Here is a 25806-nt window from a genome sequence, read left to right as displayed (position 1 = left end):
GCTTATCAATATCCAGAAAGATCGGTATTAGTCAACGGAAAGGGTTCTCTTTATAATGAGGGCCAAAAGAACGATCCAGATCTTCCTCCTCCACTGGGAGCAAGTCCCGGGGACACCAATAAAGGGGTGAGAAAAACGACCGTGGAACAGGATGCGAAAAAACGCTGGGCCTCCGGGGTCATTCCGTATAAGGAAATGGGATATTGGCAGCCGGATTACGAGGTGAAAGATACGGACGTCATCGCGGCATTCCGGGTGGTTCCCCAAGAGGGGATCGATCCGGAAGAAGCGGCGGCGGCGGTGGCCGGAGAATCTTCGACCGCCACTTGGACCGTGGTGTGGACCGATCGACTGACGACGTACGAACATTACCAAGGGAAGGCGTTCCGTGTCGATCCCGTCCCCGGAACCGACCAGTACATCGCGTATATCGCCTACGACATCGATCTGTTCGAGGAAGGCTCCATTGCCAACCTGGCATCGTCGATCATCGGCAATGTTTTCGGATTCAAGGCCCTCAAGAGCCTCCGGCTGGAGGATATGCGCATCCCGCTGCACTACGTGAAGACCTTCCAGGGGCCAGCCCACGGGATCGTCATGGAGCGGGAGATGCTCAACAAGTACGGCCGCCCGCTCCTGGGAGCGACGACCAAGCCGAAGCTCGGGTTGTCGGCGCGCAACTACGGCCGCGTCGTCTACGAGGCGCTGCGGGGCGGGCTCGATTTTGTCAAAGACGACGAGAATATTAACTCCCAGCCGTTCATGCGCTGGCGGGACCGCTTCTTGTACGCCATGGAAGCTGTGCACCGGGCGATGGCGGAAACCGGCGAGATCAAGGGCCATTATTTAAACGTCACCGGGGCGACGATGGAGGACATCTACGAGCGGGCGGAATTCGCCAAGGAGCTGGGAAGCGTCATCGTGATGATCGACCTGACCGTCGGTTACTCGGCGATCCAATCCCTGGCCAAGTGGGCCAGGCGCAACAGCGTCCTTTTGCACCTGCACCGGGCGGGGCACAGCACCTTCACCCGGCAGAAAACCCACGGGGTGTCCTTCCGGGTGATCGCCAAATGGATGCGCCTCGCCGGGGTCGACCATCTCCACGCCGGGACCGTGGTTGGGAAATTGGAAGGAGATCCGAACATCACCAAGGGGTATTATCAAACCCTGCGCGGGATGAAATACGACGCCGATCCGCGGCTCGGGCTCTTTTTCGAGCAGGACTGGGGTTCGATGCCCGCGGTCATGCCCGTGGCTTCGGGTGGAATCCACGCCGGCCAGGTGCATCAATTGATCGACCTGTTCGGTGAAGATGTCATTTTCCAGTTCGGCGGCGGGACCATCGGACACCCCATGGGCATCGCAGCCGGCGCCACGGCCAACCGGGTGGCCATCGAAGCCATGATTCAGGCGCGGAACGAAGGACGGGATATCCTGCGGGAAGGACCCGAAATTCTGGAGAAAGCGGCCAAATGGTCTCCGGAGCTCCGGGCGGCATTGGACGTGTGGAAAGACGTGACTTTTAACTACGCCTCTACCGACACTCCGGACGTCGTCGCCACCCCGACGTTCTAAACCGGGGAGACCCGCGAAGTCACATGACCATTTGGAGAGGAGAGGCGGGGAAATGAGCCATTTCCGACTGACACAGGGGACATTTTCCTATTTACCCGACTTCAGCGATGAAGAAATCGCCAAACAGCTCGAATATTCTATACAAAATGGCTGGGCGATCAGTATTGAATTCACCGATGATCCGCACCCGCGGAATGTGTACTGGGATATGTGGGGACTGCCGATGTTCGACATCCAGGACGCCGCGGCGGTCCTGACGGAACTCCGGGCCTGCCGCACCGCGTATCCGAATTGCTACATCCGGCTGAACGCCTACGATCGCAGTTACGGCCGGCAGACGACAGCGCTTTCTTTCATCGTGCAACGTCCCAAAGAAGACCCTGGATTCCACGTCATTCGCCAAGAAAAAAGTGATCGCCAGATCCGTTACACGTTGACCAGTTATGCCACGGACCGGCCCAAAGACGCTCGGTTTGATTCCTGAAGGGCGCGGCGAAGGAGGAAGGACAATGGCGGAGGCCGAATCCCTGCAGGTCGATCTGCACGAAATCGCAAAAGAAACGGCCATCTATGAGGTGCTCGATCAGTTGGACCGCGAGTTGGTCGGACTGCGGCCCGTCAAGACGAAGATTCGCGAGATCGCCGCCCTCCTGCTGGTGGACCGCATGCGCAAACAGGTCGGACTGAAAACACCTCCTCCCTCCTTGCACATGTCCTTCACCGGGAACCCGGGGACGGGCAAGACCACCGTCGCCCTGCGGATGGCCGATATCCTGCACCGCCTCGGGTACGTGCGCAAAGGCCATATGGTGGCCGTCACCCGGGATGATCTGGTCGGCCAGTACATTGGACACACGGCGCCCAAAACCAAAGAGGTGCTCAAACGGGCCATGGGCGGTGTGCTATTTATCGACGAAGCTTATTACCTCTATCGGCAGGAGAATGAGCGAGATTATGGTCAAGAGGCGATCGAGATTCTGCTTCAGGTGATGGAGAATCAGCGAGATGATGTGGTGGTCATCCTGGCCGGGTACAAAGACCGCATGGAGCAGTTCTTTAAATCCAACCCGGGCATGAGCTCGCGCATCGCACACCACATTGAGTTTCCCGATTACACCCTGGATGAACTGATGGACATTGCGAAGCTGATGCTGGCCGACATGGGTTATCGCCTCAGCCCCGCGGCGGATCGGGCATTGCGGAGTTATATCGAACGGCGAAAACAGATGCCCCGTTTTGCCAATGCCCGCAGCGTGCGAAACGCCCTCGACCGGGCGCGGCTTCGCCAGGCCAACCGCCTCTTCGCGCGGCCCTGCACCTGTTCGGTCGAGGACCTGATGACCATCGAGGAAGAAGACATCACGGCGAGCCGGGTCCTGCAGCAGAGCCAGGCCGGCGCCACCTAAACTGACGAAGATCGGGAGGGTGAGAATGGGAATGGACATCCACCACGGCGCGGAACAAACCGACGTCGCTGTGATCGGCGGCGGCCCGAGCGGATTGTTTGCGGCATTCTACTGCGGGATGCGCGGACTTTCCTGCAGGCTCATCGAAAGTCTGCCTCAGTTGGGCGGCCAATTGACGACCTTATACCCCGAAAAGTTTATTTACGATGTGGCGGGGTTTTCGAAAATCCGGGCCGGGGATCTGATCGAGCGCCTGAAAGCGCAAATGATGCAATTTGAACCGGATATTCGCCTGTCTGAACAGGTTCTGAAACTCGAAAAACTGGATGAGCGCCTCTTCGCCCTCCATACGACCCAAGGGGTGCACACCGCCAAGGCGGTCATCATCTGCGGTGGGATCGGCATGTTCACGCCGCGCAAACTGCCGGCCGCCGAAGCCGCGGATTTTGAAGGGCGGGGGATCGACTATTTGATGAAGGAGACCGAAGCCTACCGCGACAAGCGAGTGCTGGTGGTCGGAGGCGGGGATTCGGCGGTGGATTATGCGCTCATGCTCGAACCCGTGGCCCGGCAGGTCACCCTCATCCATCGGAGGGATCAGTTCCGCGCCCATGAGCACAGCGTCAGGCGGCTCTATGACAGTTCGATCAACGTTCACGTGTTCACCGAGCTCCAGGCGATTCTCGGCGGAGACCGGGTGGAAGGAGCCACGCTCCTCAACAACCGGACAAAAGAAACCCGGGAGATCGCCGTGGACGTCATCCTCAGCGGCCTTGGCTTCAGTGCCTCCCTTGGCCCCATGAAAACCTGGGGACTCAATATCGAGGGGAATGAAATCGTCGTCAATAGCCGGATGGAGACCAACATCCCCGGGGTGTTCGCTGTGGGGGACATCAATACCTACCCGGGCAAGGTAAAATTGATCGTCACCGGTTTTGGCGAGGCGACGATCGCGGTCAACCACGCAAAAACGTATATCGATCCCAGCGCCCGCACAAACCCGGGTCACAGCTCCAGTCGCACCGATATGCCCGTGGACCGCGTGACGACGGGTTCGCGGTAATCCGTTTGGCAGGCGTGGGACTCGGGCAACTCGGCACCACAACCCGAGTCCCGCGCCGATTCGGTATCCAAAATCCCCGGTGATAAGGAGGGAGGGCGCGCATGAGCGCCATCGAGACGAAAACTCTCCAGCAAAAGGCGATATCCGCCCTGCGCGTCCTTTCGATCGATGCGATCGAAACTGCGCGTTCGGGACACCCCGGCCTGCCCATGGGGGCCGCACCGATGGCCTACGCGCTCTGGGTGCATCACCTGCGCCACGACCCCGGCGACCCGGAGTGGCCCGATCGCGACCGCTTCATCCTTTCCGCCGGGCACGGCTCCGCCCTGCTCTACAGTTTGCTGCACCTGACGGGCTATGATCTCTCTCTGGAGGAGCTCAAGCAATTCCGCCAATGGGGAAGCCAAACGCCCGGACACCCGGAGTACGGTCACACCCCGGGGGTCGAAGCCACCACCGGTCCCCTGGGGCAGGGAATCGCCATGGCGGTCGGGATGGCCATGGCTGAACGCCATCTGGCCGCGCGGTTAAACCGGCCGGGATTTCCCATCGTCGACCACCACACCTACGTGTTGGCGAGCGACGGGGACCTGATGGAGGGCGTGTCCCAAGAGGCCTCCTCCCTGGCGGGCCACCTCAAACTCGGGAAATTAATCGTGCTTTACGATTCGAACGGCATTTCCCTGGATGGAAGCACCTCTCTGGCCTTTACCGAAAACGTGCGTCTTCGCTACGAAGCTTACGGGTGGCACACCCTGCTCGTCGAAAACGGCAACGACGTCGACGCCATCCTGGGGGCGCTGGAGACGGCGAAAGCTGTGACGGATCGGCCGAGCTTGATCGAAGTGCGCACGGTGATCGGCTACGGAAGCCCGACCTTGCAGGGAACATCCCGGGTGCACGGCGCTCCCCTCGGACCGGAGGAACTACGGCGCACCAAGGAGTTCTACGGCTGGGATTCTCCCCCATTTCACATCCCTGAGGATGTCCGGGATCATTTTCTCGAAGTCCGGAACCGGGGCAGCCAGGCGTCCGCGGCCTGGCGGGAGATGTTTGCCGCCTATCGCCAGGCACACCCAGATCTTGCCAAACAATTCGAAGACGCCTGGCGGGAAGGGCTCCCCTCGGGTTGGGAGGAGGCCCTGCCCCGGTTTCCCGAAGGCGGACCGGCCATGGCCACCCGGGACGCCTCCCACCGGGCGATCCAAGGTATCGCCCGGGTGGTTCCCTGGTGGATCGGGGGGTCGGCGGATCTCGCCTCGTCCAATAAGACAGCCATTGCCGATGAGCCGGCGTTTGGACCGCCCGACTACAGCGGGCGAAACATCTGGTTCGGCGTGCGGGAACACGCCATGGGGGCCATCCTAAACGGCATGGCCCTCCACGGAGGACTTCGGGTGTTCGGAGCGACCTTCTTGGTCTTCTCCGATTACATGCGCCCGGCGATGCGACTCGCCGCCCTCATGGGTCTGCGGGTGGTTTACGTCCTCACCCACGACAGCCTGGCCGTGGGAGAAGACGGCCCCACCCACCAGCCCGTGGAACACCTGGCCGCTCTACGGGCGATCCCCGGAATGACTGTGTTCCGCCCCGCCGACGCCCGAGAGACAGCCGCAGCATACCGATACGCCCTCGACCGGGCCGGCGGGCCCACGGCCATCGTGTTGACCCGCCAGGCTCTGCCCCTTCTTCCCCGGGGGGACGATACCGAAAACGACATCTACGAAGGAGTGGCCCGGGGTGCTTACGTCGTGGCCGACTCTCCCGATCCTCAAGCGATCTTGATCGCCACCGGGTCCGAAGTCCACCTCGCCCTGGCGGCCCACCGAGCCCTCGCTGAGGCGGGCATTCCCACCCGGGTCGTCAGCATGCCGAGTTGGGAGCGTTTCGAAGCGCAAACCGAGGCGGAGAAAGACCGGATCCTGCCCCCTCACCTGGAGGCCCGGGTGGCCATCGAGTTGGGGCGGTCTTTGGGGTGGGAGCGATACGTGGGGAAAGGCGGGCGGATCCTGTCCGTCGATACCTTTGGCGCCTCGGCCCCGGGCGACATCGTCGTGGAGAACTATGGGTTTACCGTGGAAAATGTCGTCGAGGCGGTACGGGCCGTCATCGAAGAAAGGGGGTGAATGCGGTGACGCACGTCCTGTCCCTCCTCCTCGCCCTGCCCTTTTTCGGTATGTTGATCGTCGCCGGGATCCACCGGGAAAAAACCACGGCGATTCGCGCTGTCGGGATCGCGGTGTCTATCCTGGCGCTTCTACTGTCCCTTGTGATCTGGTTCCTGTTTGACCGCGGTTCGGGAACCCTGCAGTTTACCGAGCACGGACAATGGTTTACCTTTCCCCTGCCCGGTCTGGAGCCTTTCCAGTCCGGACCGTCGGTCACCCTGGTGAGAGTCGGCTACGACCTCGGGGTCGACGGATTGTCCTTACCCCTTTTGGCGATGTCTACCCTCGTGGCGGCGGCGGCAATGGTGGCCTCCTGGCGCACGGTGGAGCGGGTCAAAGCCTACACCCTGTGGTTCCTCTTGCTCGAAGCCGGGGTAAACGGCATTTGGACGGCCCAGAACCTTCTTTTATTCTTTATATTTTTCGAATTGGCGTTAATTGCCTTGTTTTTCCTCGTCGGGATTTGGGGAAGCGAGGGGAGGGTGCGGGCGGCCTACGAACTGCTTCTGTACAACGGTCTCGGTTCCCTGGTGATGCTCATCGTATTCGTCGCCCTTTTTCTCGCAACGGGAACCTCGGACATCCGGGAGATCCGGGCCGCTTTTGAGCGGCAGGCCTTACCTCCCGGGGAGCAAATGTGGCTCATCATCGGTCTTCTGGTGGCCTTCGGGATTAAGCTGCCGATCTTTCCTTTTCATACCTGGGTAAAAAATGTTCATCCCGTCGCATCGGCCCCGGTGTCGATGATGCTCTCCGGCGTCTTGCTCAAAGTGGGCGCCTACGGGCTCATCCGGTTTGCCCTCGGGTTTTTCCCGGAAACCTTTGCCCGTCTCGCCCCGCTCCTGGTGGCCCTGGGGCTGATCAATGTGTTTTACGGCGCCCTCCTGGCCTTTGTCGATCGCGATTTTAAAAGGATCATCGCTTACTCCAGTATCAGTCAAATGGGTATCGTCCTGCTCGGCCTGGCCGCCCTTAACCAGATCGGCTTGCTCGGCGCCCTTTTTCAACTCGTGTCCCACGGTTTGATCTCGGCGCTTCTCTTTTTCCTGGCCGGGGTGACCTACGCCGAAACCCACACTTCCTCCCTGGATCGGCTGAGTGGACTCGGGGCGCGCATGCCCAGGACGGCCGGTTTCCTGATGTTCGCCGCCTTGGCCTCCCTGGGCGTGCCGCTCCTGTCCGGGTTCGTGGGCGAGTGGCTGGCACTGTTGGGGTTGTTCACCACCCCCTTTCGGCCCTTTGCAATAATTGGAGCCTTATCCATCGTCACCAGTGCGCTCTATATTCTACGGGCGGTGATGCGGGCGATGCACGGGCCGCTGCCCGATGCCCTTGCTCACGTACAGGACGCCCGGTCTGCCGATATGGCGCCGATTGCCGCCCTGTCCCTGGGGATCGTCCTTCTGGGCGTGTTTCCGTTTCTCATGGGGGATCTGGCCCATGCTTCCCTGGCCGCCATCGAGGCCTTGCCCTCCTGAGCGCGCCGGGATATGGAGTTTCTGGACGGCGACCACCGGAACCTGCGCTGGACACTCATTGATGGAGGTGATGGAGATGCGGGTGGCCATCGGATCCGACCATGCGGGATTTGCCTTAAAGACGTCCATCCATTCGCTGCTCGTCGACGAACTTGGCGTGGAGGTCGTCGACACGGGCTGCACCGATTGTCAGAATGGAAAATCTGTCGATTACCCGGACTATGCCCTTCCCGTCGCCAGGATGGTGGCCCGGGGAGAAGTGGATCGGGGGATCCTCATCTGCGGCACGGGCATCGGGATGTCCATCGCCGCCAACAAAATCAAAGGCATCCGGGCCGCCCTGGTGCACGACCTGTTCACCGCCCGGGCCGCCCGGGAGCACAATGACGCCAACGTCCTCGCCTTGGGCGGCCGACTCATCGGCCCGGACATTGCCCGGGAAATCGTCCGCCTCTTTATCACGACGCCCTACAGCGGGGGGCGCCACGATCGGCGCTTGGGCAAAATCGCCCAAATCGAGCAGTCCCTCGCATCTCCATAGCCGAGGCCGATCCAGGCGGAGCCAGTCCCCGGGAATGGAGCCGGGAGGCGCATTTTCCAGCACAGGAGGATGAGGCGATGTCCCAGTCCTACGTCACCAGCGTGCTTCTCATCGCACTTTTCGTCGCCATCGGCGTCGGTCTGCCCATCGTCGCCTTTTCCCTGAGCCGTCTATTGCGACCGCACCACGCCTATCGCGAAAAGGGCGAGACCTACGAAAGCGGCAACCTCACCGTCGGCACCAGTTGGGTTCGCTTCCACGTGAAATATTATTTGTTCGCCCTCTTGTTCGTGGTGTTCGATGTCGAGACGCTTTTCCTGTATCCCTGGGCGGTCGCCTATGACGCCCTGGGCACCTTCGCCCTGGCGGAAGTGGGGATCTTTCTCTTTATCTTGGTGTTCGGTTTGTACTACGCATGGCGACAGGAGGTGCTGGAATGGAAGTGAAAGGGTTTCCCCTCGAAGGGGTCGGACAGCTGGAGGAGAAGGAGCTTGAGCGCAACGTCGTGTTGACGACTTTGGAGAAAGTCAAAGCTTGGGCGCGATCGAATTCCATGTGGCCCCTCACCTTCGGCCTGGCCTGTTGTGCCATCGAGATGATGGCCACCAGCGGGGCCCATTACGATGCGGACCGTTTCGGCGTCTTCTTTCGTTCTTCGCCCCGGCAGGCCGATCTGATGATCGTCTCCGGCACCGTCACCAAGAAGATGGCACCCCTGCTCCGCAGGCTGTACGACCAAATGGCCGAGCCGCGCTGGGTGATTGCCATGGGGAGTTGCGCCACGGCGGGCGGTCCTTACGTGCGCTCTTATAGCGTGGTCAACGGGGTGGACCAAATCGTTCCGGTGGACGTGTACATCCCAGGATGTCCACCCAGCCCCGTCGCTCTCATTTACGGAATTAACAAACTCCAGGAAAAAATTCGTTACGAAGCCCGCACGGGAAGGAGCGTGGTCGAGGATGGTCTATGATCCCCAAGCCCTCCAAGACCACTGGGGGGAAGCCTTGGCCCGGGAACTGGAAACCGTTTTTGGGCCCCACACCCTGGAGGACGCCCGGGTGGCCGATCACATGTTTGGCGCGGCGAAGCTCGATGTCGTCCCGGAACGATGGCTGGAGGTCGCCCAGTATCTGCGCAACACCCCGGCGTGGTCTTTCGATTATCTGAACGACCTGCACGCCGTCGACCTGGGGGAAGAGTTTCGGGTCAACTACTTTCTGCAATCCTTCAAGCATCGTCACATGCTCGCCGTCAGTGTAACCGTGCCCCGGGATAACCCCCGGGTGCCCTCGGTAACCAAGATTTGGCCGGCGGCTGATTGGCATGAACGAGAAGCCTACGACCTGTTCGGCGTCCTCTTCGTCGGACACCTGAATCTCAAGCGCATTCTTTTGCCCGAGGACTGGGTGGGCCATCCGCTGCGCAAGGACTACGTGCCGAAGGATAAGGAGGTGAAACAATGATCCGCACCGACGAGCTCCTGCTGAATGTGGGGCCCCAGCACCCCAGCACCCATGGCGTGTTTCGCCTCATCGTCAAAATCGACGGAGAGACGATCATCGAAGCCACGCCGGTGATCGGGTATCTCCACCGGGGCACCGAAAAACTGGCCGAGGACTTGATGTACACCCAGATCATTCCGTACACCGATCGCATGGACTACGTCTCCGCCATGCTCGGGAATTATGCCTACGTACACGCCGTCGAGACCCTCATGGAGATCGAGGTGCCCGAACGGGCCGAATACTTGCGGGTCATTGCCATGGAGCTCAACCGCATCGCCAGCCACCTCGTCTGGTTCGGCACGTACCTGCTGGACCTGGGGGCCATCACGCCCTTTCTCTACGCGTTTCGGGAGCGGGAGAAAATCCTGCAGTTGTTGGCGGAACTGTCGGGTTCCCGGATGACCTACAGTTATATGCGGATTGGAGGGGTGAAATGGGATGTGCCTGACGAAGGCTGGCTGGGACGGGTGGACGCCTTCCTCGACGCCTTCTCCGGAGCCCTGGAAGAGTTTCACGATTTGGTCACGGGCAATGAGATTATCCAAGCCCGTCTAAAAGGGGTAGGACAATACGACGCCGCCACAGCCATCGCCTACGGTCTGACCGGCGTGAATCTGCGGTCGACGGGGGTGAACTACGACGTGCGCCGGGCAAAACCCTATTCCATCTACAACCGTTTCGCCTTTCATGTTCCCACCCGGGAAGAGGGCGACCTCTGGGCGCGCTACTGCCTGCGCATGGAGGAGATGGAACAGTCCCGGCGCATCGTCAAACAGGCGGTCGCCCAATTTCCCACAAGCGGCGACATCATCGCGAAGCTGCCCAAGGTCCTGCGGGCCCCCGCCGGGGAGGTCTACACCTCGGTGGAATCCACCCGGGGGGAGCTCGGAGTCTATATTCGCAGTGAGGGCGGGCCCAAGCCGTATCGGGTTCATTTTCGCCGCCCCTCCTTCGTCAATCTGCAGATTCTGCCCCGCCTCCTGGTGGGAGAGCACATCGCCAACATGGTTGCGATCATCGGGGGAATTGACGTCATCATGGGGGAGGTCGATGCGTAACGATGCGCGAGTGGCTCCATGCGCCGCCGACGTGGGAAACGTGGCTCGGCTACATCGTCGCCAGCCTCCTGCTCCTCGGGTTCGGTCTTTTTTTCGTCACGTATTCGATCTACGTGCAGCGAAAACTTCTCGGCTGGATGCAGAGCCGGGTCGGGCCGAACCGGGTGGGGCCCTGGGGGTTGCTGCAGACCGTGGCCGATACGATCAAGCTGTTGGTCAAGGAAAATGTTCAACTGAACAAAGCGGATCGGGTGCTTTTTTTCATCGCGCCCATCATCGCCTTTGCGCCGGCCTTCGTGGTCCTGGCCGTCATCCCGTACACGTCCTCGCTGGTCTTTTCGGATTTTAACGTAGGGCTGTTGTTGTATTTCGGGATCGCCGGCCTATCGACCCTCGGGGTGATCACCGGAGGTTGGGCCTCGAATAACAAATGGTCATTGATTGGAGCCATGCGCGCGGCGGCGATGATGATCAGTTACGAGATTCCGCTGGTGCTCGCGGTCCTCGGGGTGGTGCTGCTGAGCGGCTCTCTCAATCTCTCGCACATCGTCGACGCCCAGGCCCAAAGCCACTGGTTCATTCTGCCACAGATCCTGGGGTTTGTGATTTTCTTTATCGCCTCCCTGGCCGAGCTCAACCGCACGCCCTTCGATTTCAGCGAGGCGGAATCGGAGCTCATCGCCGGGTACCAGGTGGAATACAGCGGTTTTCGATTCGCATTTTTCATGCTCGGGGAGTACTTGTATCTCTTTGCCATGGGCTCTTTGACGGCGGTGCTCTACTTTGGGGGATGGCTTCCGCCCCATCCCGCCCTGGCCTTCGTGCCGGGAATCGTGTGGTTCTTGCTCAAAGCCCTGTTTTTCGCCTTTGTGCCCTTTTGGCTCCAGGCAACCCTGCCCCGGATGCGCATTGATCTGTTGATGACCATGTCCTGGAAGGTGCTGTTACCCCTGTCCCTGGTGAACCTGGCCCTGACCGTCGGTTTAAAAACGATCTGGGTGGCCTGAGACGGGAGACACCCTGGGTGACCTGGGGCGAGAAAATCGGCGATCCCAACCCAAGCAGAGGTGAGTGCGATGTTTGGCGGCGGTGTGCTGAAAGGTTTGACCGTGACCCTGAAAGAGATGATCCGGCCGAAGGTCACGACTCGCTATCCCGATGAGACGTACACCTTCCCGAACCGTTTTCGCGGGATTCAAAAATTGTATCCGGAGAAATGTATTGTCTGCAATCAGTGTGCCATGGTTTGCCCCACCCAGTGCATCACGATCCGGGGCAAGCCCCATCCCGACCCGGCCAAAAAGGGGAAAGTGCTGGAAGCTTTCGAGATTCACTTCGACACCTGCATTCTGTGTGATCTGTGTACCGAGGTGTGTCCCACCGAGGCCATCGTGATGACCAACCGGTTTGAATTGGCGGAATACACCCGGGATGCCCTGCAGAAAGATATGACCTGGCTCACAGAAAATCCCGCCGAGGCCCGGGAGGTGAATCTGCCGTGGCGCAAAACGTAATTGCCTTTTTTCTCCTGGCGGGGATGGCCTTCGCCGGCGCCTTGTTGATGTTTCGTTCAAAGCGGATCGTGCACATGGTCCTCTCCATCGCCCTGTCTTTTTTGAGCCTGGCGGGGTTGTTCGCGGTGCTGGGCGCGGAATTTTTGTTCGTCGCTCAGCTTATCGTCTACACCGGGGCGATCACCATTTTGGCGGTGTTCAGCATTATGTTGACCCGCCATGAGCCGGCGGGGCCCGCCGTCGGCGCCACCGGTTTCAAGCGAGGGTTCCGGTTGGCGGTGCCCCTGGGGTTGTTCGCACTGCTCGCCTGGGTCATCCTGGACACGCCGGCCGCGGTCGGGCAAGCCACCGAGGTCATCGGGCCGATGAAGATGGCCGAAGCCCTGTTTTCGCCGCGTTACCTGCTGTCTTTTGAACTTCTCGGGGTTTTGCTCCTGGTCGCCCTGGTCGGGGCGATCGTGATGGCCAAGGAGGAGATGGGGAAAGTCGGTGATCGTCGATGATCGGACTCCAAGACTATTTGCTCCTGGCTGCCCTTTTATTCGCCCTGGGCCTGTACGGAGCGCTCACCAGGCGCAACACGGTCATCGTGCTGCTCTCGATTGAACTGATGCTGGGGGCCGCGAACCTCAATCTTGCGGCTTTGGGTTCGTTTTTGCACGGAGGGGGTTCGCCAGCGGCTGAAGCCCTTTCCGGGAACGCCGCCAGCCAATTGTTCGCTTTGTTTAACATCGCCATCGCCGCCGCCGAAGTCGCGGTCGGGGTGGCCATCCTGATTGCCCTCTATCGCCTGCGGGAGTCGGTGGAGGTCGACACGTTCGATTCATTAAAAGATGGGCCCTGACGGGGACCCGAGGTTCTGATGACGGGGGTGGAAGACGTGGTTCATCCGGAATGGTGGCCGTGGTGGGTAATCGCTTTCCCCGCTGCTTCTTACGGGCTCCTGGTCCTGTTCGGCCGTAAGCTGAACCGGGGAAGCGCATGGTTGGGCAGTGCCGCGACCCTGGCCGGGCTTTGCGTCTCCCTCGCCCTCGCCCAGCGGGTGTTCACCGGCGGCACCGTGGAGTCGGTCCCGATGAGATGGCTGTCGGTGGGGGATGCCACCCTGAGCCTGGCGTTTGAGGTGACCCCTCTCAGCGCTCTGATGATTCTCATCGTGACGTTGGTCGGTTTTCTCGTTCATGTCTACAGTTACGGCTATATGAAGGGCGAGCGGCGGTTTTCGTCCTTCTACCAGCATTTGAGCCTGTTTATGTTTTCGATGCTCGGGCTGGTGATGGCCAGGGACCTGCTGTCGGTGTTTATCTTTTGGGAACTCGTCGGCGTCACCTCCTTTCTGTTGATCGGATTTTACTACGCCCGGCCCGAAGCCCGGCGGGCGGCCCAGAAAGCGTTTTTCGTGACGCGGCTCGGGGATGTGGGCCTGTTTGTGGCCATGCTGTACGCCTTTCAGATCACGGGCAGCTTGGCGTGGTCGGATCTGTTTGCCCACCTCGAAAGCGGGGTTCTGGCCCCGGTGCAGGCGGCGACCCTCGCCAGTTTGATCTTTGTCGCCGCGGCGGGCAAGTCCGGGCAGTTCCCCCTTCACGTGTGGCTGCCCGACGCCATGGAGGGGCCGACCCCGGTTTCCGCCCTGATCCACGCGGCCACCATGGTGGCGGCGGGGGTATTTTTGGTTGCCCGGGCCTATCCGCTGTTCGCCGCCGCCCCCGGGGTTATGGAGGCGGTGGCCGTGGTGGGAGCCGGGACGGCATTTTTGGCGGCTGTCCTGGCCTTGGTTCAGGATGATCTCAAGCGGGTTCTCGCCTACTCGACGGTGAGCCAGTTGGGCTATATGATGCTCGCCTTGGGGGTGGGAGGCCACGGGGCGGCACTGTTTCATTTGACCACCCATGCGTTTTTTAAAGCGCTGTTGTTTTTGGCGGCCGGGAGTCTGTATCCCATTGTCGGCACCTACGATATGCGGGCGATGGGGGGGCTGTGGAGAAAGGCGCCCTTTGTCGGGTGGTCTTTCTTGATCGGCATGCTCGCACTGATCGGACTGCCGCCCCTCTCGGGATACTTTTCCAAGGAGGCCATCCTCGCCCATGTTTACGGCCACAATCTCGGATTGTTTGTGCTGGCGGTGGCGACCGTAGCCCTGACGGCCCTGTACATGGGAAGGGCCTTTATGCTCGTCTTTGTCGCCCGGCGGCCGGTTCGGCAGCCGGGGCGGTGGGCTCCGGTGGTGCGGCTTCCCGTGTCGATGGCCGTACCCGTGGCGTTGCTGGCTCTTTTGGCGCTGACGGCCGGCGCTTTGGAGACGCCGCAAGCGCCGGTGATCAGCCGCTGGGTGTCCGGCGATTTCCCGGACCCGGTTCGGCCGAGTCCGGGGTGGATCAGCCCGGTGGTTGTCGCAGTGGGTCTGTTGGCCCTTCTGCTGGTCTATTTTTGGTTCAGGCCGAGCCGAATGGGCCGGTGGCAGGCCCGGCGGGAGGTGGCCGCAGCCAGCGCATGGGCGACGCCCCTGAACCACCGGCTGTTTATCGATGCCCTGTACGAGCGGCTCCTGCTCGGGCTATACCGGCTTTTGGGGCAGGCGGCCGCACAGGTGGAGCGATACCTTTTGGAGGGCCTCGTGCACCTCGCCGCCGGGATCGCCCGGGGACTGGGCTGGGCGCTGTCCCGCCTGGAAAATGGGCAGGTTCAGGGGTACAACGCCGGCGCCCTTTTCGTGCTGGGCGCGCTGATCCTGGCCTATGTGTGGCTTCGCCTGGCCTAGGCCGGAGGCGTGCGGGAGCGGCCACAACAGGTTCATCCTGAATCACGAGAGGAGGTGCAGTGATGCCGACAGCCAATCTTTGGTCTCTGCCCTGGTCCATGCTATGGCCGGAGACGGTCGTTTTGCTCGGCGCAATGGCAGCTTTGGTCCTGCGCCAGGTCGCTTTTGAATCGGCACTGCTCACAGTCTTGCTCAGCTTGTGGTTACGCTTCGGCACCACTTCGCACCCCGGGACCTTTGCCGGAGCCTATCGGGTCGACGGTTTTACCTTGCTGTTTCAGGCGCTGGTTTTGGTGGGGACTTTGATGCTGCTGGTCCTGGCCCGCCGCTCTCCGGGCGTGCCCCCAGAACGGCGCCCGGAGTACGCCTCGCTCTTCTTGTTTGCTGCCCTAGGCGGAATGATTCTGGCCGGGGCCACGGACCTCGTGCTCCTTTTTGTGGGCTTGGAGACGCTGTCGATCGCTTCCTATATATTAGTGGGGATGAGAAAGGGGAACCGCGCCTCTGCCGAGGGGGCGATGAAATATATTTTGAGCGGCGCCACGGCGACGGCGGTCTTCCTCTTCGGCGCCTCATACCTTGTGGGATGGACGGGCGCCACCGATCTCGGCGAGATCGGGCGCCGCCTGGCCGCCCCGGCGCCGGGGGAGTTCGCCGGACCCTTGCTCATTGTGGGGTTCATGTTCGTGCTGGCCGCCCTGTCGTTCAAAATTGTAAGCCTTCCTTTTTATATGTGGGCACCGGACGTCTACCAAGGGGCGCCGATCGCAGTGACGACTTTTCTCGCGGCGGTCTCCAAAACGGCGGGATTTGCGGCCCTGGCGCGGATCTTGGAAGGGGTCCTCGCGGCGCCGGGCGGTCCCGGTTCTCCCTTTTGGCGAGAGATGAGCACCATGCTGGCCATCTTGGCCGCCGCCTCAATGGTCGCGGGGAACGTGATCGCCCTGCGGCAGAAAAATACGAAACGGCTGCTGGCCTATTCGAGCATCGCCCACGCGGGATATCTGCTGATTCCCCTCGCCGCGTTCAACGCCATGACTTTTCAGCAACTGGCCTTTTATCTGTGGGCCTATCTGTTTATGAATGTCGGCGTTTTCGCGGTGCTCGACCAGGTGGCCCGGGCCCAGGGGAGTACCGATATGGCGGCCCTGAACGGCCTGTCCCGGCGCTCACCCCTGTTGGCCGCCGCCCTGACGATCCTCGTGCTCTCCCTGGCCGGAATGCCGCTCACCGCCGGTTTTTTTGCCAAATGGTACGTGCTCACCGGGGCATTGGCCGGAGGCAAGGGGTGGCTCGGGTTTGTGTTGATCGCCACCACCGTCGTCTCCTACGCCTATTACTTCCACCTCCTACGCCACGCCTGGACCCGGGCTGAGGAGGAGTTGCCCCCGCTTCGGGTTTCCTGGCCCGTGGGCGCCCTGGTGGTGATCGCCGCAGGATTGACCTTGTTGATCGGGGTGTTTCCCGGCCAGTGGCTGGGCGGTTTGCAGCAAATGATGGACGCGGTGCAGGGCGCCGCCGCCTTCGGGTTTAAGACGAGGTAGACGAGGGGCTTCGCGGGCGGCCTTTGGCAACCGCGGCGACGGCCGTCGGGGTTGCGGAACCATGGACTGGCAAGCCGGCTGTCCAGCCGGCAGAGGCCGCCGGGCCGCCCGCAAGCTCTTGTCAAAAGACCCAGGACCCCGAAAGATACGGGACGGCGGTGGATAACCTGTGGGATTTGCTGAATCTCCCCAAAACTTGAAGGCCGTGCTTGAAGGCAGTGGCTTTACGCCCAATTTTGGTCAACACCTCACCCCGAGTTCCCGCGTGCGCGGTGCCCGGGCAAACCCGGGCCCGGCTGCGGCACTCCTTCTATCTCAACACATGGTCACCAGCACACTTAGAAACGTCATCTCCGATCCGGCGCCCTTTCCCGAGCATGCGATCATCGATTTCTCCGAGTATACTGCCTCGGCTACTGAGAAAAAGGCGAAAAAGCTTGCGCATCTGGCAAACGCCAGAGGGTGGTGCTATCGTCCCGATCCGGCACCGTGAGCATAGGTGGACTTAAACTGATAAGCGTGCCTGTCAGCCGAGCTGCACACTGATCGGCACGTGATGTTTTTCCGCCCCGTGTGGTCAGAAGAGATCGGACGCCACTCCGGGGCCGCCCCTGCTGAATGGTGACATTCGAGGCATACGTTACCCTCCCGCCCCCATATCAACATCAGACATTTCGTGCATCCCTCACCCACCCCAACTCTCAGCCACATCCACCATCTCCCGAATACTCTTCGCCAACTGCTCCTCCATGTGGTCGAGGGATTGCCCCGGACGCATTTGAATCAATTTGATGCGATAGTCTTTCAACTCCTCGACCAAATTCGCGTCGCCGTCGCCGGGATATATCGCCCACGTTTCCCCCACGGGTCGCATTTGGGCTCTTTGCTGCGGCGTCAAAGTCTGTCCGTAAAGATAGGAGGAATTACATTGAAACCTGTACGACGAAAGTTGTTCTCGGGCCTTCGAATCTGAATCAAAAATTCTTCGAGATCGACGATATTTAAAATCGACAATGAGACTTCCAATATAAACGTCACCTTTAAAAAGGTCGATCCTGCCGTCCGGTCGATTGTGTTTACTTGCGGTGTAGAGCGGCTGCCGTCGGCCTCGGCGCGCTCCTCGCCGGATGCGCCGGGGGAGGGGACAGCGCCGGCACCGGGGCGCCGGCCGCCGGTCCGACCCAGCAGCCGGCCGCCACGGTCCAAACCGCCGTCCGGGAGCACACCATCCTACGGGCTGGACCCCGGCATCCGGCTGTACCTCAAAGAAAAATTCCCCGCCGGCGCGGAACATTTGGCGGCAGGCGGATACGACACTTGGGCCCTGAATTTTCGCAGATTTGCCGGTCCACCCGCCCCGCGTCGATGGAAGCGCCCCCGACCCAGACACTGGCTAGCCTTCTGTGAAACATAGGTGTCCAAATCAGGCTCGGGGGCAGATTCCCCCCCGCACGCCGACGGAGCCGTCCGACGCCCAACACCCGAAAAAGCGGCGTGTCAATCCCTTCAATGTGCATCCCCGGGGGCTACACGAATCCCATAGCGGTACCGCGGAGAGCGGGGATCAACAGCAAAAATGGATTTGTTTTCATCAACAATCCACCGCTCTGTCCCTTTTGCTTGTCAAGAACGCTTTCCAACGCCCCCCCTCCATCCGGAGGATAAACGCCGAAATATGGGATATTCGGTCCGTCTGCCCTGGTTTTCGATGACAAGTACATGCTATATTTAATAAGTGGCTGTCCATGTTGTGTACGGGAGGTCCGGGTAAAAACATGAAAGAGGAACAATCTTATGTAAGGATTCTGGAGGACCGGATCCAGGAATTAGAAATGGTCTTCCAGTCTTCCCATGACGAAATTTTCGTCACGGATGAGCGCGGCGTCTGCATCCGCGTCAACCCGGCGTGCGAGCGCCATTACGGATTGGCCGGCATTGAGCTGGTGGGACGAAATGTTTTTGACATGGAGCGGGAAAAAATCTTTTACCCTTCGGCCACCCGGTTGGTCCTCGAACAAGGAAATCCCGTGACCCTGATTCAGTCGACCGGCACCGGAAAGCGTCTGCACGTGACTGCCAACCCTGTGTTCGACAAGGACGGGAAGTTGATCCGTGTGGTTTCCAATTCCCTGGACATCACCGAGATCCTCACCCTAAAACAACAAGTCGAAGAGATGGAAAAAATGATCGAATCTTACAACGCGCAACTCCGGCAATATCAAAGACACGCCGGGTTCACCGGCGACGGACTGGTGGCCAAAAGCAAACCGTTCCAAAACGCCCTCCAGATCCTTCGCAGAGTGGCCTACGTAGATACGACCGTGCTCTTGCTCGGCGAATCGGGAGTGGGCAAATCCGAGGTCGCCCGTTGGCTGCACGAACAGAGCGACCGTCGCGCTCACCCCTTTATCGAATTGAACTGCGCCGCCATTCCCCCCGCGCTCTTTGAATCGGAATTGTTCGGTTATGAGCCCGGCGCATTTTCGGGCGCATTGAAATCCGGACAGCTCGGCCTGTTGGAACTGGCCGACAAAGGCACGCTCTTTTTGGACGAGGTGTCCGAACTCCCGTTGGAGCAGCAAACAAAACTTCTCCAGGTCATCCAGAACAGGACCTTCCGGCGGGTGGGCGGAAGGGAAATCAGACGGGTCGACGTCCGGTTCATCGCAGCAACAAACGAGGACCTGCCATACCTCGTAGAAAAGGGCCGGTTCCGGAAAGATCTGTTCTATCGCCTGAGCACCATCCCGGTCCACATTCCCCCTCTGCGCGAACGCCCGGAAGATTTGATCGAGATGATCTTTCTGTTTATGGACAGGATCAACAGGAAGTACAATTTTAAAAAAGTTCTATCTCCGGATGTGATCAAACAGTTGCTCGAGTACGACTGGCCCGGCAACGTGCGGGAACTGCAAAATGTCTTGGAGCGTCTTGCCGTCACGTCCGATTCGGACTACATTCGGACGGTCCCCCTCCACGCCACCTTGCACAAAGGTGTGGACAAAAACCCGCCGGGAAAAGACAAGGCGCACGGGTTCCGGGAAATCGACCGCTTGAAGTCGCTCGTCGAGGATTCCCACCTCCAACTGGAAAAACTTGTGGCTGAATTTGAGTCGGCGGTCATCGCCCACCTGATGAAAGAATTGCGATCTACCCGAAAAGTGGCTCTCCGGCTCGGCGTCAGTCAGAGCACCATCAGTCGAAAATGCAGAAAATATGGACTGCAGTGATGCGTCCCCGACTCACCCCTGCACGGGTGCAACGGCCCGGAAGGCCAAACGAGTCATTTTTGCACACCTCCGGATTCAACCTTGTTCGCCCGGCCTTGATGGAAGCACGATGTCAGGATAGATCCCTCCGCTGGCATGTACCTTGCAAGACAAACGGGGCGCACGCCACTTAGAACCGGAGGTATACACCATGATCGAATTCATCAAACGAGAATCCTCAACCTCGGGCCAGGAACGATCTTCCGTAACCGAAACTGTCGCAGAGATCTTGAGCCACGTGCGTGACCGTGGAGACGAAGCCCTCAGGTACTATGCCAAAAAGTTCGACGGAGTCGAAGTCAGCGATCTAAAAGTTTCCATCCACGAAATCGAACGGGCCGTTCACCAATTGCCGCTCACTCTCTTCGAAGACATCCAATATTCCATCGGGCGCATCCGCTCCTTTGCGGAAGCTCAAATGGAAAGCCTGGCGGAATTCGAAAAGGAAATGATCCCCGGCGTTCATCTCGGGCAACGGGTCATCCCGGTGGAAACGGTCGGCGCCTACGTGCCCGGCGGCCGCTATCCCCTCCTGTCGGCGGCCCAGATGTCCATTATCCCCGCCAAGGTGGCGGGCGTCAAAGAAGTCCGGGTGTGCACGCCTCCCACAAAAGATGGCGGCATCCATCCGGCAGTCCTGTGTGCAGCATACCTGTCGGGCGCCGACGAAATTTTTCGCGTCGGCGGAGCCCAGGCGATCGGCGCATTAGCTTACGGCACGGAGACGATCCGGCCCGTGTGTAAAATCGCCGGTCCCGGCAACCGGTACGTCACCGAAGCCAAACGGCAGGTGTACGGCGTGGTGGGCATTGATCTCTTGGCCGGCCCGAGCGAGGTTTTGGTGCTCGCCGACGAGACCGCCCGACCCGAATACGTCGCAACCGACCTTCTGGCTCAAGCCGAGCACGACATGGATGCCAGAGCCATTCTTGTGACGACCAGCCGGCGCCTGGCTTCCGCCGTATTGGAAGAAATCGACCGGCAACTTCGTACTTTGGGTACCGCCGAGATCGCCGGGGCGTCGTGGTCGAGAAAAGGCCAGGTCATTGTGGCGGACACCCTGGATGAAGCAATTCAGATCACCAATGATCTTGCCCCGGAACACCTTCACGTGCAAATCGAGAATTCGAGAGATTACCTGGATCGCTTCACCAATTACGGCTCCCTGTTTCTCGGCGAAAAGTCTTCGGTGGTCTTCGCGGACAAGCTCAGCGGCACCAACCATATCCTGCCCACGTTGGGAGCCGCCAAATATACCGGCGGGGTTTGGGTCGGGACGTTTTTGAAAGTCGTCACCTACCAATGGATTGAAGACGAGGGCGTTGCCGCACTGGCCCCCCCGTGCGTGCGTCAATCTCATCGGGAAGGATTGCTGGCTCACATGCGTTCGGCCAATATCCGCCTGACCGGTGAGTTGGATTCGTATCAACCGGTGAGCTGACGATTGGGATCCATGATCACAAGGAGGGTGTTGACCATGAAAAAATTTTTCAAGACGGCTTTGTTCGCGGCATTGGCGGCCGGGATTCTGGCGGGATGCGGCAGCGGCGCAGCCACCACCGGAAGCCAGGCGGAGGGCAACAAGGCGTCAACTCTGGAAGCCATCAAACAGAGGGGGACGTTGATCGTCGGATCGTCCAACGACGTTCCTTTCGCCTACATCGACAAAGACACCAAAGAGCTCAAAGGCATTGATGCGGAGATCATCCAAGAGATCGCCAAGCGCCTGGGCATCCCAAAAGTCGAAATGAAAGAGATCAAGTTCGAGAATTTGTTGGTGGAACTGAACAACAAGAACATCGACATGGTGACCGACGGCATGTATATCAAACCTGAACGGGAGAAAATCGCCCAGTTCACCCATCCCTGGTACAAGGAAGGCGAGGGGCTGGTCGTCCGCAAGGATTCCACCATATCCGGCCTTGACGACCTCAAGGACAAGGTGGTCGGGGGCCAAAAAGGGACGGCTTTCCTGGAATACATCCAAAACATGCAGCAACAGGGCAAAGTGAAAGAAGTCAAGGTTTTCGGGTCCCAGGCTGAACTGCTGCTGGCCATCAACACCCACAAGATCGACGCGGGCATCACCGACAGCGCCACGGCGGCCTACACCATCCAACACGATCCGACTTTGAACGTCAAACTGGTGTCCCCGTATACCCCGGTCTTTCAGGGAACAGTGGCGGCGGCGGTGAGAAAAGAGGATACCGATCTGCTGGAAGCGGTCAACAAAGAATTGGACAACCTGAAGCGAGAGGGATTTGTACTGAAAGTTTTGCAGAAATACGGCCTCGGTCAGGACAACATGGTCGAGTAGTCTTTGAGATTCTACATTTGTAGTCTGTCATGCATGCCGTCAGGGAAGGCCGGGGGCCGGCTCTTCCCTGACGACCCTTCCTTCGAGGTGACCGCTGAGTGAAGAGTCTGGATTTCTACACGGCATTTGTCCAGTTGACTCCGTCCCTGCTCGAGGCCTTGTGGCTCATCATTGTCCTGTCCGTTTGCGCTTTTGCCCTCGCTTTTGGGGTCGGCATGTTGATCGCCCTGGGAAGGATTTTCGGAACGCGACCCATCCAGACGGTCTTGACCGCGTTTCTCGAACTCATTCGCGGCACGCCCCTGCTGGTCCAACTGCTGTATGTGTATTATGTGATCCCGGAGATTTTTACCCGGGTGATCGAGCTCTGGATCCCGGATTACCACATGAACCTGAGTGCATTCGCCGCCAGTGTGATCGGGCTGGGCATCAATTACGGGTGCTATCTGTCGGAAGTGTTCCGGTCTTCTCTCTTGGCCATCGACAAGGGACAGATCGAGGCTTGTCTCGCCTTGGGCTACACCCACCGCCAAGCCATGTTCCACATCGTAATTCCCCAGTCCTTTCTCATTTCCCTGCCCCCCTTGGGGAACTATTTCAATGCCATGCTCAAGGACACGTCCCTGTGCGCCTTCATCACCCTGGGAGAAATCATTTTGAAAACCCAAGCTTACGCTTCACAAACCTTCTTAACCATCGAATCGTACACGATCGCCGCCGGCATTTACCTGATCGTGAGCATTCCCCTCGGGCAAGCCGTGCGGCTTTTGGAAAGGAGGCTCCGGAAGCATGTCTGACATCATGATCCAGGTTCGGGATCTGCACAAATCTTTCGGACAAACCCCCGTCCTTAACGGAGTCAGTTTCGACGTGCACCAAGGCGAGAAAGTGGTCATCATCGGACCGTCCGGATCAGGCAAATCCACGTTGCTCCGTTGCATCAATTTTTTGGAAGTTCCTGATTCCGGAACGGTCACCATTGAAGGGACGACCTTGAGCCACCATTTCACCCAACGCCAAGTGGCCATCATTCGGGCTGAAGTCGGAATGGTTTTCCAGCGATTTCATCTTTTCCCCCACAAAACGGCGCTGCACAATGTGATGGCTCCGCTGATGACGGTGCAGAAAAAACCAAAAACAGAAGCCCAACAGATCGCCGAACATTATCTCGCGAAGGTCGGACTCGCAGACCGGCTTCATCATTATCCGAGTCAACTTTCGGGCGGGCAACAACAACGGGTCGCCATCGCCCGGGCGTTGGCCATGCAGCCCAAGGCCATGCTGTTCGATGAGCCCACGTCGGCGCTCGACCCGGAACTGGTGGGAGAAGTCCTGAATGTCATCCGGGATCTCGCCCAGGAAGGCATGACGATGATGATCGTGACCCACGAGATGAAATTCGCCCAAGAAGTGGCGGACCGGGTGATTTTTATGGACGGCGGAATGATCGTGGAAGAAGGGCCGCCCGAGCAGATTTTCTCCCGTCCCGCCCATCAACGGACAAAATCGTTTCTCGCCCGGGTGCACTGACCCGTTGAACGGTCCGGCGGGGCCCGGCCCCGGCACACCCCGGTCCAGCCCCCTCCGCCGGCCTCGGAGGTACTTTTCGCGGGCATGAAGCACCGCCGGGGCGATTTCGCCGGTTTTGACCGCCGGCCGCGTCCCTTGCCGCTTGCCCAGAAAGCGGGTAATGGGGAAAGTTGCGCCCGTTTCGTGTGCGCCGACGGCCAAGTCCATCTTCAGACCGCGAACGACCCTTCGTCGGCGTCTCCACCCACCTTCTCCCCCCGTCAGCCGCCGTCTCTGAGGCGAACGGGTTTCACGCCCCCTTGGTTTTGGCTATCCTCCACCGCCTCACGAAGAGCCGCCAGAAACGATCGCGGGCTGACGCGCTGGTTGGCATCCGAAAGGTGGTTGGGGATCCAGGTGTACGGGTAACCGCGCCAGTGATCTCGTCCCATCCAGGGACCTGTAATCGCATGAAAGACCTCCCGCTGCAGGGTCTCCTCGTGGATCACCTCGGCGCCCGGACTTCTATAAAAGGATCATAACCCTCTCATTCTTCTCGGTTTGTCACCGGGTAAATACGAAAAGTCCGCTCCCTTGGCCAAATAGTAAATGATCAACTGATTCAAGCTGACATGTTCTTCCCTGGCCCTTTCAACCAACACACGGTGGAGCGATTTGGGCATACGGACCCTCAATTGCCCAGAGTAATCGTCCACAACAGGCTCCGGAATATTCCGCCTCAATGCCAAGGCCGTTTCAATCCAAGCCCTTTTGGCATCTTCCAGATTTGCGACGGCCGCCTCAGGAGTCTCTCCGTCCGCCATACAACCGGGGAGAAGTGGGATCTCGGCCAACCATCCGCCTCCCTCCCCATCTTCCAAGGGACGGAGGCGGACCTCGTACCGAAGTTGAAGGTAATATTCAAGATCTTTCATCGCTTTTCTCCTCTGCTTTTCCTCAATAAAACTCCTAAAGAATACACACAATATATACGCATGATTATGGTACCACATACGGAACCATGCGTCAATCCTGATCCGGTTTTCGCATCCCGCTGATTGGACTGATTTTGTACGGAGTCAAAAGTGCACGCAATATCTCCGCATTTTCCTCCGGAGCACAGACTGGGCACGAGCTGGCAGCCAAACGTCCATGCCGCCGATAGAGTGTTTTAGAATTCCACTTTGCTCGCCTTGTTTCTCCAGATCGGCTCTGGAGAGTAACAAAATCGCCTGGCTCGGATCGTAGGCGTGCGCTCCGAGGACCTCATGCAGTTCTTGCGCACACCGTCGCAGAGCTTCATTAACGCGGTCCGACAGTTCCGTTTCTTCCTCCTCAGCCAAGGCCAGACGGACTCGCCCCAGGAGGTCACGGATCACCCACAGTTGCTTAATCCCCACAGCCGCCAATTCTGATTGGGCCAGGATGTTCCGAACACTTGGCCATATGTTATCAAAAAAAACCTTCTTCGTCATCGCAGGAGTACACCGTCCTTCTCCGCCTCTTTGACAACGGCCCGTACCAGATCCGCGCCTTGCCGATGGCGCTCCGTCGCGGCGGTGCAGATCACGAACGCATCGGTGATCACGATCAGGTTCGACACGTCGAGGACGACGACGTCGGTCGCGTGCTTGTCGGCAGCGGCTCGTGCCGCCGCGACGGCCACCTCGCGGGGCGCCGGCAGCCCGTCGCCGCCGGGTGCCCCCGCCGCGCCCGCCGCGCCGGTCGTCAAGCCTCCAGATCCCTCCCGACCACGATCGTGATGTCCGCGAGCCCCGATGGTACCCGGGATACCGACACCGCGCCGACCCCCAGCGCCCGCCGCACCCGTTCGGCCTCCTCGGCGAACGCCGGGTCGGTGGCGAGGATCTCGGTGCGCTCGTGGTCGAAGGACTCCGCGTTCCGAGACAGGACCACGCGCACGCCGAGCGGCAGGAGCCGCCGCGCGACCTCCTCCCCGACGTTCGGGCGGCCGCTGCCGTTCAGCACCTCGAGGCGGAGGGGCGGACGCGTCCCCAGCAGTCGCCCGACGAGCTCGTCGGCGGCCGGCTGCTCGAGCACGTGAACGCGGGCGCCCACCGTCTCGGTGGGCAGC

The 25806-nt window shown here is 59.9% G+C and carries 29 protein-coding genes; 23 read left to right on the top strand and 6 right to left on the bottom strand.

Annotated elements, in window-relative coordinates; translation table 11 throughout:
- Positions 1 to 126: 126 nt before the first annotated feature.
- The 18 genes from K6T64_RS09420 to K6T64_RS09335 all read left to right on the top strand — a co-directional run bounded on the left by K6T64_RS09420 (position 127) and on the right by K6T64_RS09335 (position 17109).
- Positions 127 to 1578, top strand: coding sequence for a form I ribulose bisphosphate carboxylase large subunit (locus K6T64_RS09420; RefSeq protein ID WP_288009832.1), 1452 nt, complete (start codon positions 127 to 129; stop codon positions 1576 to 1578).
- Positions 1579 to 1630: 52 nt separating this feature from the next.
- Positions 1631 to 2062 (top strand): ribulose bisphosphate carboxylase small subunit, encoded by a 432-nt coding sequence (locus K6T64_RS09415; protein ID WP_288009831.1) that lies wholly within the window; start codon positions 1631 to 1633, stop codon positions 2060 to 2062.
- Between the two features lie 25 nt (positions 2063 to 2087).
- The gene (cbbX, locus tag K6T64_RS09410; protein WP_288009830.1) at positions 2088 to 2984 is read left to right on the top strand and encodes a CbbX protein; all 897 of its coding nucleotides are present in this window, start codon (positions 2088 to 2090) and stop codon (positions 2982 to 2984) included.
- Positions 2985 to 3009: 25 nt separating this feature from the next.
- Positions 3010 to 4047: an NAD(P)/FAD-dependent oxidoreductase gene (locus K6T64_RS09405; RefSeq protein WP_288009829.1), complete on the top strand. Its 1038-nt coding sequence runs from the start codon at positions 3010 to 3012 to the stop codon at positions 4045 to 4047.
- A 101-nt stretch (positions 4048 to 4148) separates the two neighbouring features.
- The gene (gene tkt, locus K6T64_RS09400; protein ID WP_288009828.1) at positions 4149 to 6173 is read left to right on the top strand and encodes a transketolase; all 2025 of its coding nucleotides are present in this window, start codon (positions 4149 to 4151) and stop codon (positions 6171 to 6173) included.
- Positions 6174 to 6178: 5 nt separating this feature from the next.
- Entirely contained in the window at positions 6179 to 7693 is a 1515-nt protein-coding gene (locus K6T64_RS09395; RefSeq protein ID WP_288009826.1) for a complex I subunit 4 family protein, read from the top strand.
- Between the two features lie 76 nt (positions 7694 to 7769).
- A complete protein-coding gene (gene rpiB, locus K6T64_RS09390) occupies positions 7770 to 8234 on the top strand; it encodes a ribose 5-phosphate isomerase B (RefSeq protein WP_100668716.1) in 465 nt (154 codons plus the stop codon).
- Between the two features lie 77 nt (positions 8235 to 8311).
- Complete coding sequence (ndhC, locus tag K6T64_RS09385) at positions 8312 to 8680, top strand: NADH-quinone oxidoreductase subunit A (protein ID WP_013076796.1); 369 nt, start codon at positions 8312 to 8314, stop codon at positions 8678 to 8680.
- Entirely contained in the window at positions 8671 to 9204 is a 534-nt protein-coding gene (locus K6T64_RS09380; protein WP_100668717.1) for a NuoB/complex I 20 kDa subunit family protein, read from the top strand. Before ndhC ends, K6T64_RS09380 begins: the two co-directional genes overlap by 10 nt.
- Complete coding sequence (locus K6T64_RS09375; protein WP_288009824.1) at positions 9194 to 9697, top strand: NADH-quinone oxidoreductase subunit C; 504 nt, start codon at positions 9194 to 9196, stop codon at positions 9695 to 9697. The genes K6T64_RS09380 and K6T64_RS09375 overlap by 11 nt, the downstream gene beginning before the upstream one ends.
- Positions 9694 to 10797 (top strand): NADH-quinone oxidoreductase subunit D, encoded by a 1104-nt coding sequence (locus tag K6T64_RS09370; RefSeq protein ID WP_288009822.1) that lies wholly within the window; start codon positions 9694 to 9696, stop codon positions 10795 to 10797. The genes K6T64_RS09375 and K6T64_RS09370 overlap by 4 nt, the downstream gene beginning before the upstream one ends.
- 2 nt (positions 10798 to 10799) lie before the next feature.
- Entirely contained in the window at positions 10800 to 11804 is a 1005-nt protein-coding gene (gene nuoH / locus K6T64_RS09365) for an NADH-quinone oxidoreductase subunit NuoH (RefSeq protein ID WP_100668720.1), read from the top strand.
- Between the two features lie 69 nt (positions 11805 to 11873).
- Positions 11874 to 12311, top strand: a complete 438-nt coding sequence (gene nuoI / locus K6T64_RS09360; protein ID WP_100668721.1) for an NADH-quinone oxidoreductase subunit NuoI — start codon at positions 11874 to 11876, stop codon at positions 12309 to 12311.
- Positions 12296 to 12814 (top strand): NADH-quinone oxidoreductase subunit J family protein, encoded by a 519-nt coding sequence (locus K6T64_RS09355; RefSeq protein ID WP_288009819.1) that lies wholly within the window; start codon positions 12296 to 12298, stop codon positions 12812 to 12814. The genes nuoI and K6T64_RS09355 overlap by 16 nt, the downstream gene beginning before the upstream one ends.
- Entirely contained in the window at positions 12811 to 13155 is a 345-nt protein-coding gene (gene nuoK / locus K6T64_RS09350; protein ID WP_100668722.1) for an NADH-quinone oxidoreductase subunit NuoK, read from the top strand. The genes K6T64_RS09355 and nuoK overlap by 4 nt, the downstream gene beginning before the upstream one ends.
- An 18-nt stretch (positions 13156 to 13173) precedes the next feature.
- Positions 13174 to 15072, top strand: a complete 1899-nt coding sequence (gene nuoL / locus K6T64_RS09345; RefSeq protein ID WP_288009817.1) for an NADH-quinone oxidoreductase subunit L — start codon at positions 13174 to 13176, stop codon at positions 15070 to 15072.
- A 62-nt stretch (positions 15073 to 15134) separates the two neighbouring features.
- Positions 15135 to 16616, top strand: a complete 1482-nt coding sequence (locus K6T64_RS09340; protein ID WP_288009815.1) for an NADH-quinone oxidoreductase subunit N — start codon at positions 15135 to 15137, stop codon at positions 16614 to 16616.
- Positions 16617 to 16785: 169 nt separating this feature from the next.
- The gene (locus K6T64_RS09335) at positions 16786 to 17109 is read left to right on the top strand and encodes a hypothetical protein (RefSeq protein ID WP_288009813.1); all 324 of its coding nucleotides are present in this window, start codon (positions 16786 to 16788) and stop codon (positions 17107 to 17109) included.
- A 192-nt stretch (positions 17110 to 17301) separates the two neighbouring features.
- Here the strand turns inward: K6T64_RS09335 and K6T64_RS09330 are convergent, their stop codons facing one another.
- On the bottom strand, positions 17302 to 17481 hold the full coding sequence (locus K6T64_RS09330) for a hypothetical protein (protein WP_288009811.1): 180 nt from the start codon (positions 17479 to 17481) through the stop codon (positions 17302 to 17304).
- A 910-nt stretch (positions 17482 to 18391) separates the two neighbouring features.
- On the opposite strand from K6T64_RS09330, the gene K6T64_RS09325 reads away from it, so the two are divergent.
- The 5 genes from K6T64_RS09325 to K6T64_RS09305 all read left to right on the top strand — a co-directional run bounded on the left by K6T64_RS09325 (position 18392) and on the right by K6T64_RS09305 (position 23732).
- Positions 18392 to 19846, top strand: a complete 1455-nt coding sequence (locus K6T64_RS09325) for a sigma-54 interaction domain-containing protein (protein WP_288009809.1) — start codon at positions 18392 to 18394, stop codon at positions 19844 to 19846.
- A 190-nt stretch (positions 19847 to 20036) separates the two neighbouring features.
- A complete protein-coding gene (hisD, locus tag K6T64_RS09320; RefSeq protein ID WP_288009807.1) occupies positions 20037 to 21326 on the top strand; it encodes a histidinol dehydrogenase in 1290 nt (429 codons plus the stop codon).
- A gap of 36 nt (positions 21327 to 21362) precedes the next feature.
- Positions 21363 to 22202 (top strand): substrate-binding periplasmic protein, encoded by an 840-nt coding sequence (locus K6T64_RS09315; protein ID WP_288009805.1) that lies wholly within the window; start codon positions 21363 to 21365, stop codon positions 22200 to 22202.
- Between the two features lie 98 nt (positions 22203 to 22300).
- Complete coding sequence (locus K6T64_RS09310; protein ID WP_288009803.1) at positions 22301 to 22999, top strand: amino acid ABC transporter permease; 699 nt, start codon at positions 22301 to 22303, stop codon at positions 22997 to 22999.
- Positions 23000 to 23003: 4 nt separating this feature from the next.
- The gene (locus K6T64_RS09305; protein ID WP_288009857.1) at positions 23004 to 23732 is read left to right on the top strand and encodes an amino acid ABC transporter ATP-binding protein; all 729 of its coding nucleotides are present in this window, start codon (positions 23004 to 23006) and stop codon (positions 23730 to 23732) included.
- 260 nt (positions 23733 to 23992) lie between these two features.
- Here K6T64_RS09305 and K6T64_RS09300 read toward each other — a convergent pair whose 3' ends face one another.
- The 5 genes from K6T64_RS09300 to K6T64_RS09280 form a co-directional block, all read right to left on the bottom strand.
- Positions 23993 to 24220 (bottom strand): hypothetical protein, encoded by a 228-nt coding sequence (locus K6T64_RS09300; RefSeq protein WP_288009802.1) that lies wholly within the window; start codon positions 24218 to 24220, stop codon positions 23993 to 23995.
- Positions 24221 to 24247: 27 nt separating this feature from the next.
- Complete coding sequence (locus tag K6T64_RS09295) at positions 24248 to 24646, bottom strand: type II toxin-antitoxin system HicB family antitoxin (RefSeq protein WP_288009799.1); 399 nt, start codon at positions 24644 to 24646, stop codon at positions 24248 to 24250.
- A gap of 144 nt (positions 24647 to 24790) precedes the next feature.
- Complete coding sequence (locus K6T64_RS09290) at positions 24791 to 25186, bottom strand: hypothetical protein (RefSeq protein WP_288009796.1); 396 nt, start codon at positions 25184 to 25186, stop codon at positions 24791 to 24793.
- Positions 25183 to 25443 (bottom strand): RsfS/YbeB/iojap family protein, encoded by a 261-nt coding sequence (locus K6T64_RS09285; protein WP_288009795.1) that lies wholly within the window; start codon positions 25441 to 25443, stop codon positions 25183 to 25185. Before K6T64_RS09285 ends, K6T64_RS09290 begins: the two co-directional genes overlap by 4 nt.
- Positions 25440 to 25806, bottom strand: a 367-nt coding sequence (locus K6T64_RS09280) for a LytR C-terminal domain-containing protein (protein ID WP_288009794.1), incomplete at its 5' end; no start/stop codon positions are given. The genes K6T64_RS09285 and K6T64_RS09280, both read right to left, overlap by 4 nt.

The sequence above is a fragment of the Kyrpidia sp. genome (assembly GCF_023512215.1).
GTDB lineage: Bacteria > Bacillota > Bacilli > Kyrpidiales > Kyrpidiaceae > Kyrpidia > Kyrpidia spormannii.
The sequence above is the reverse complement of the archived record's forward strand: the minus strand, read 5'-3'. Positions and strand labels throughout refer to the sequence as shown.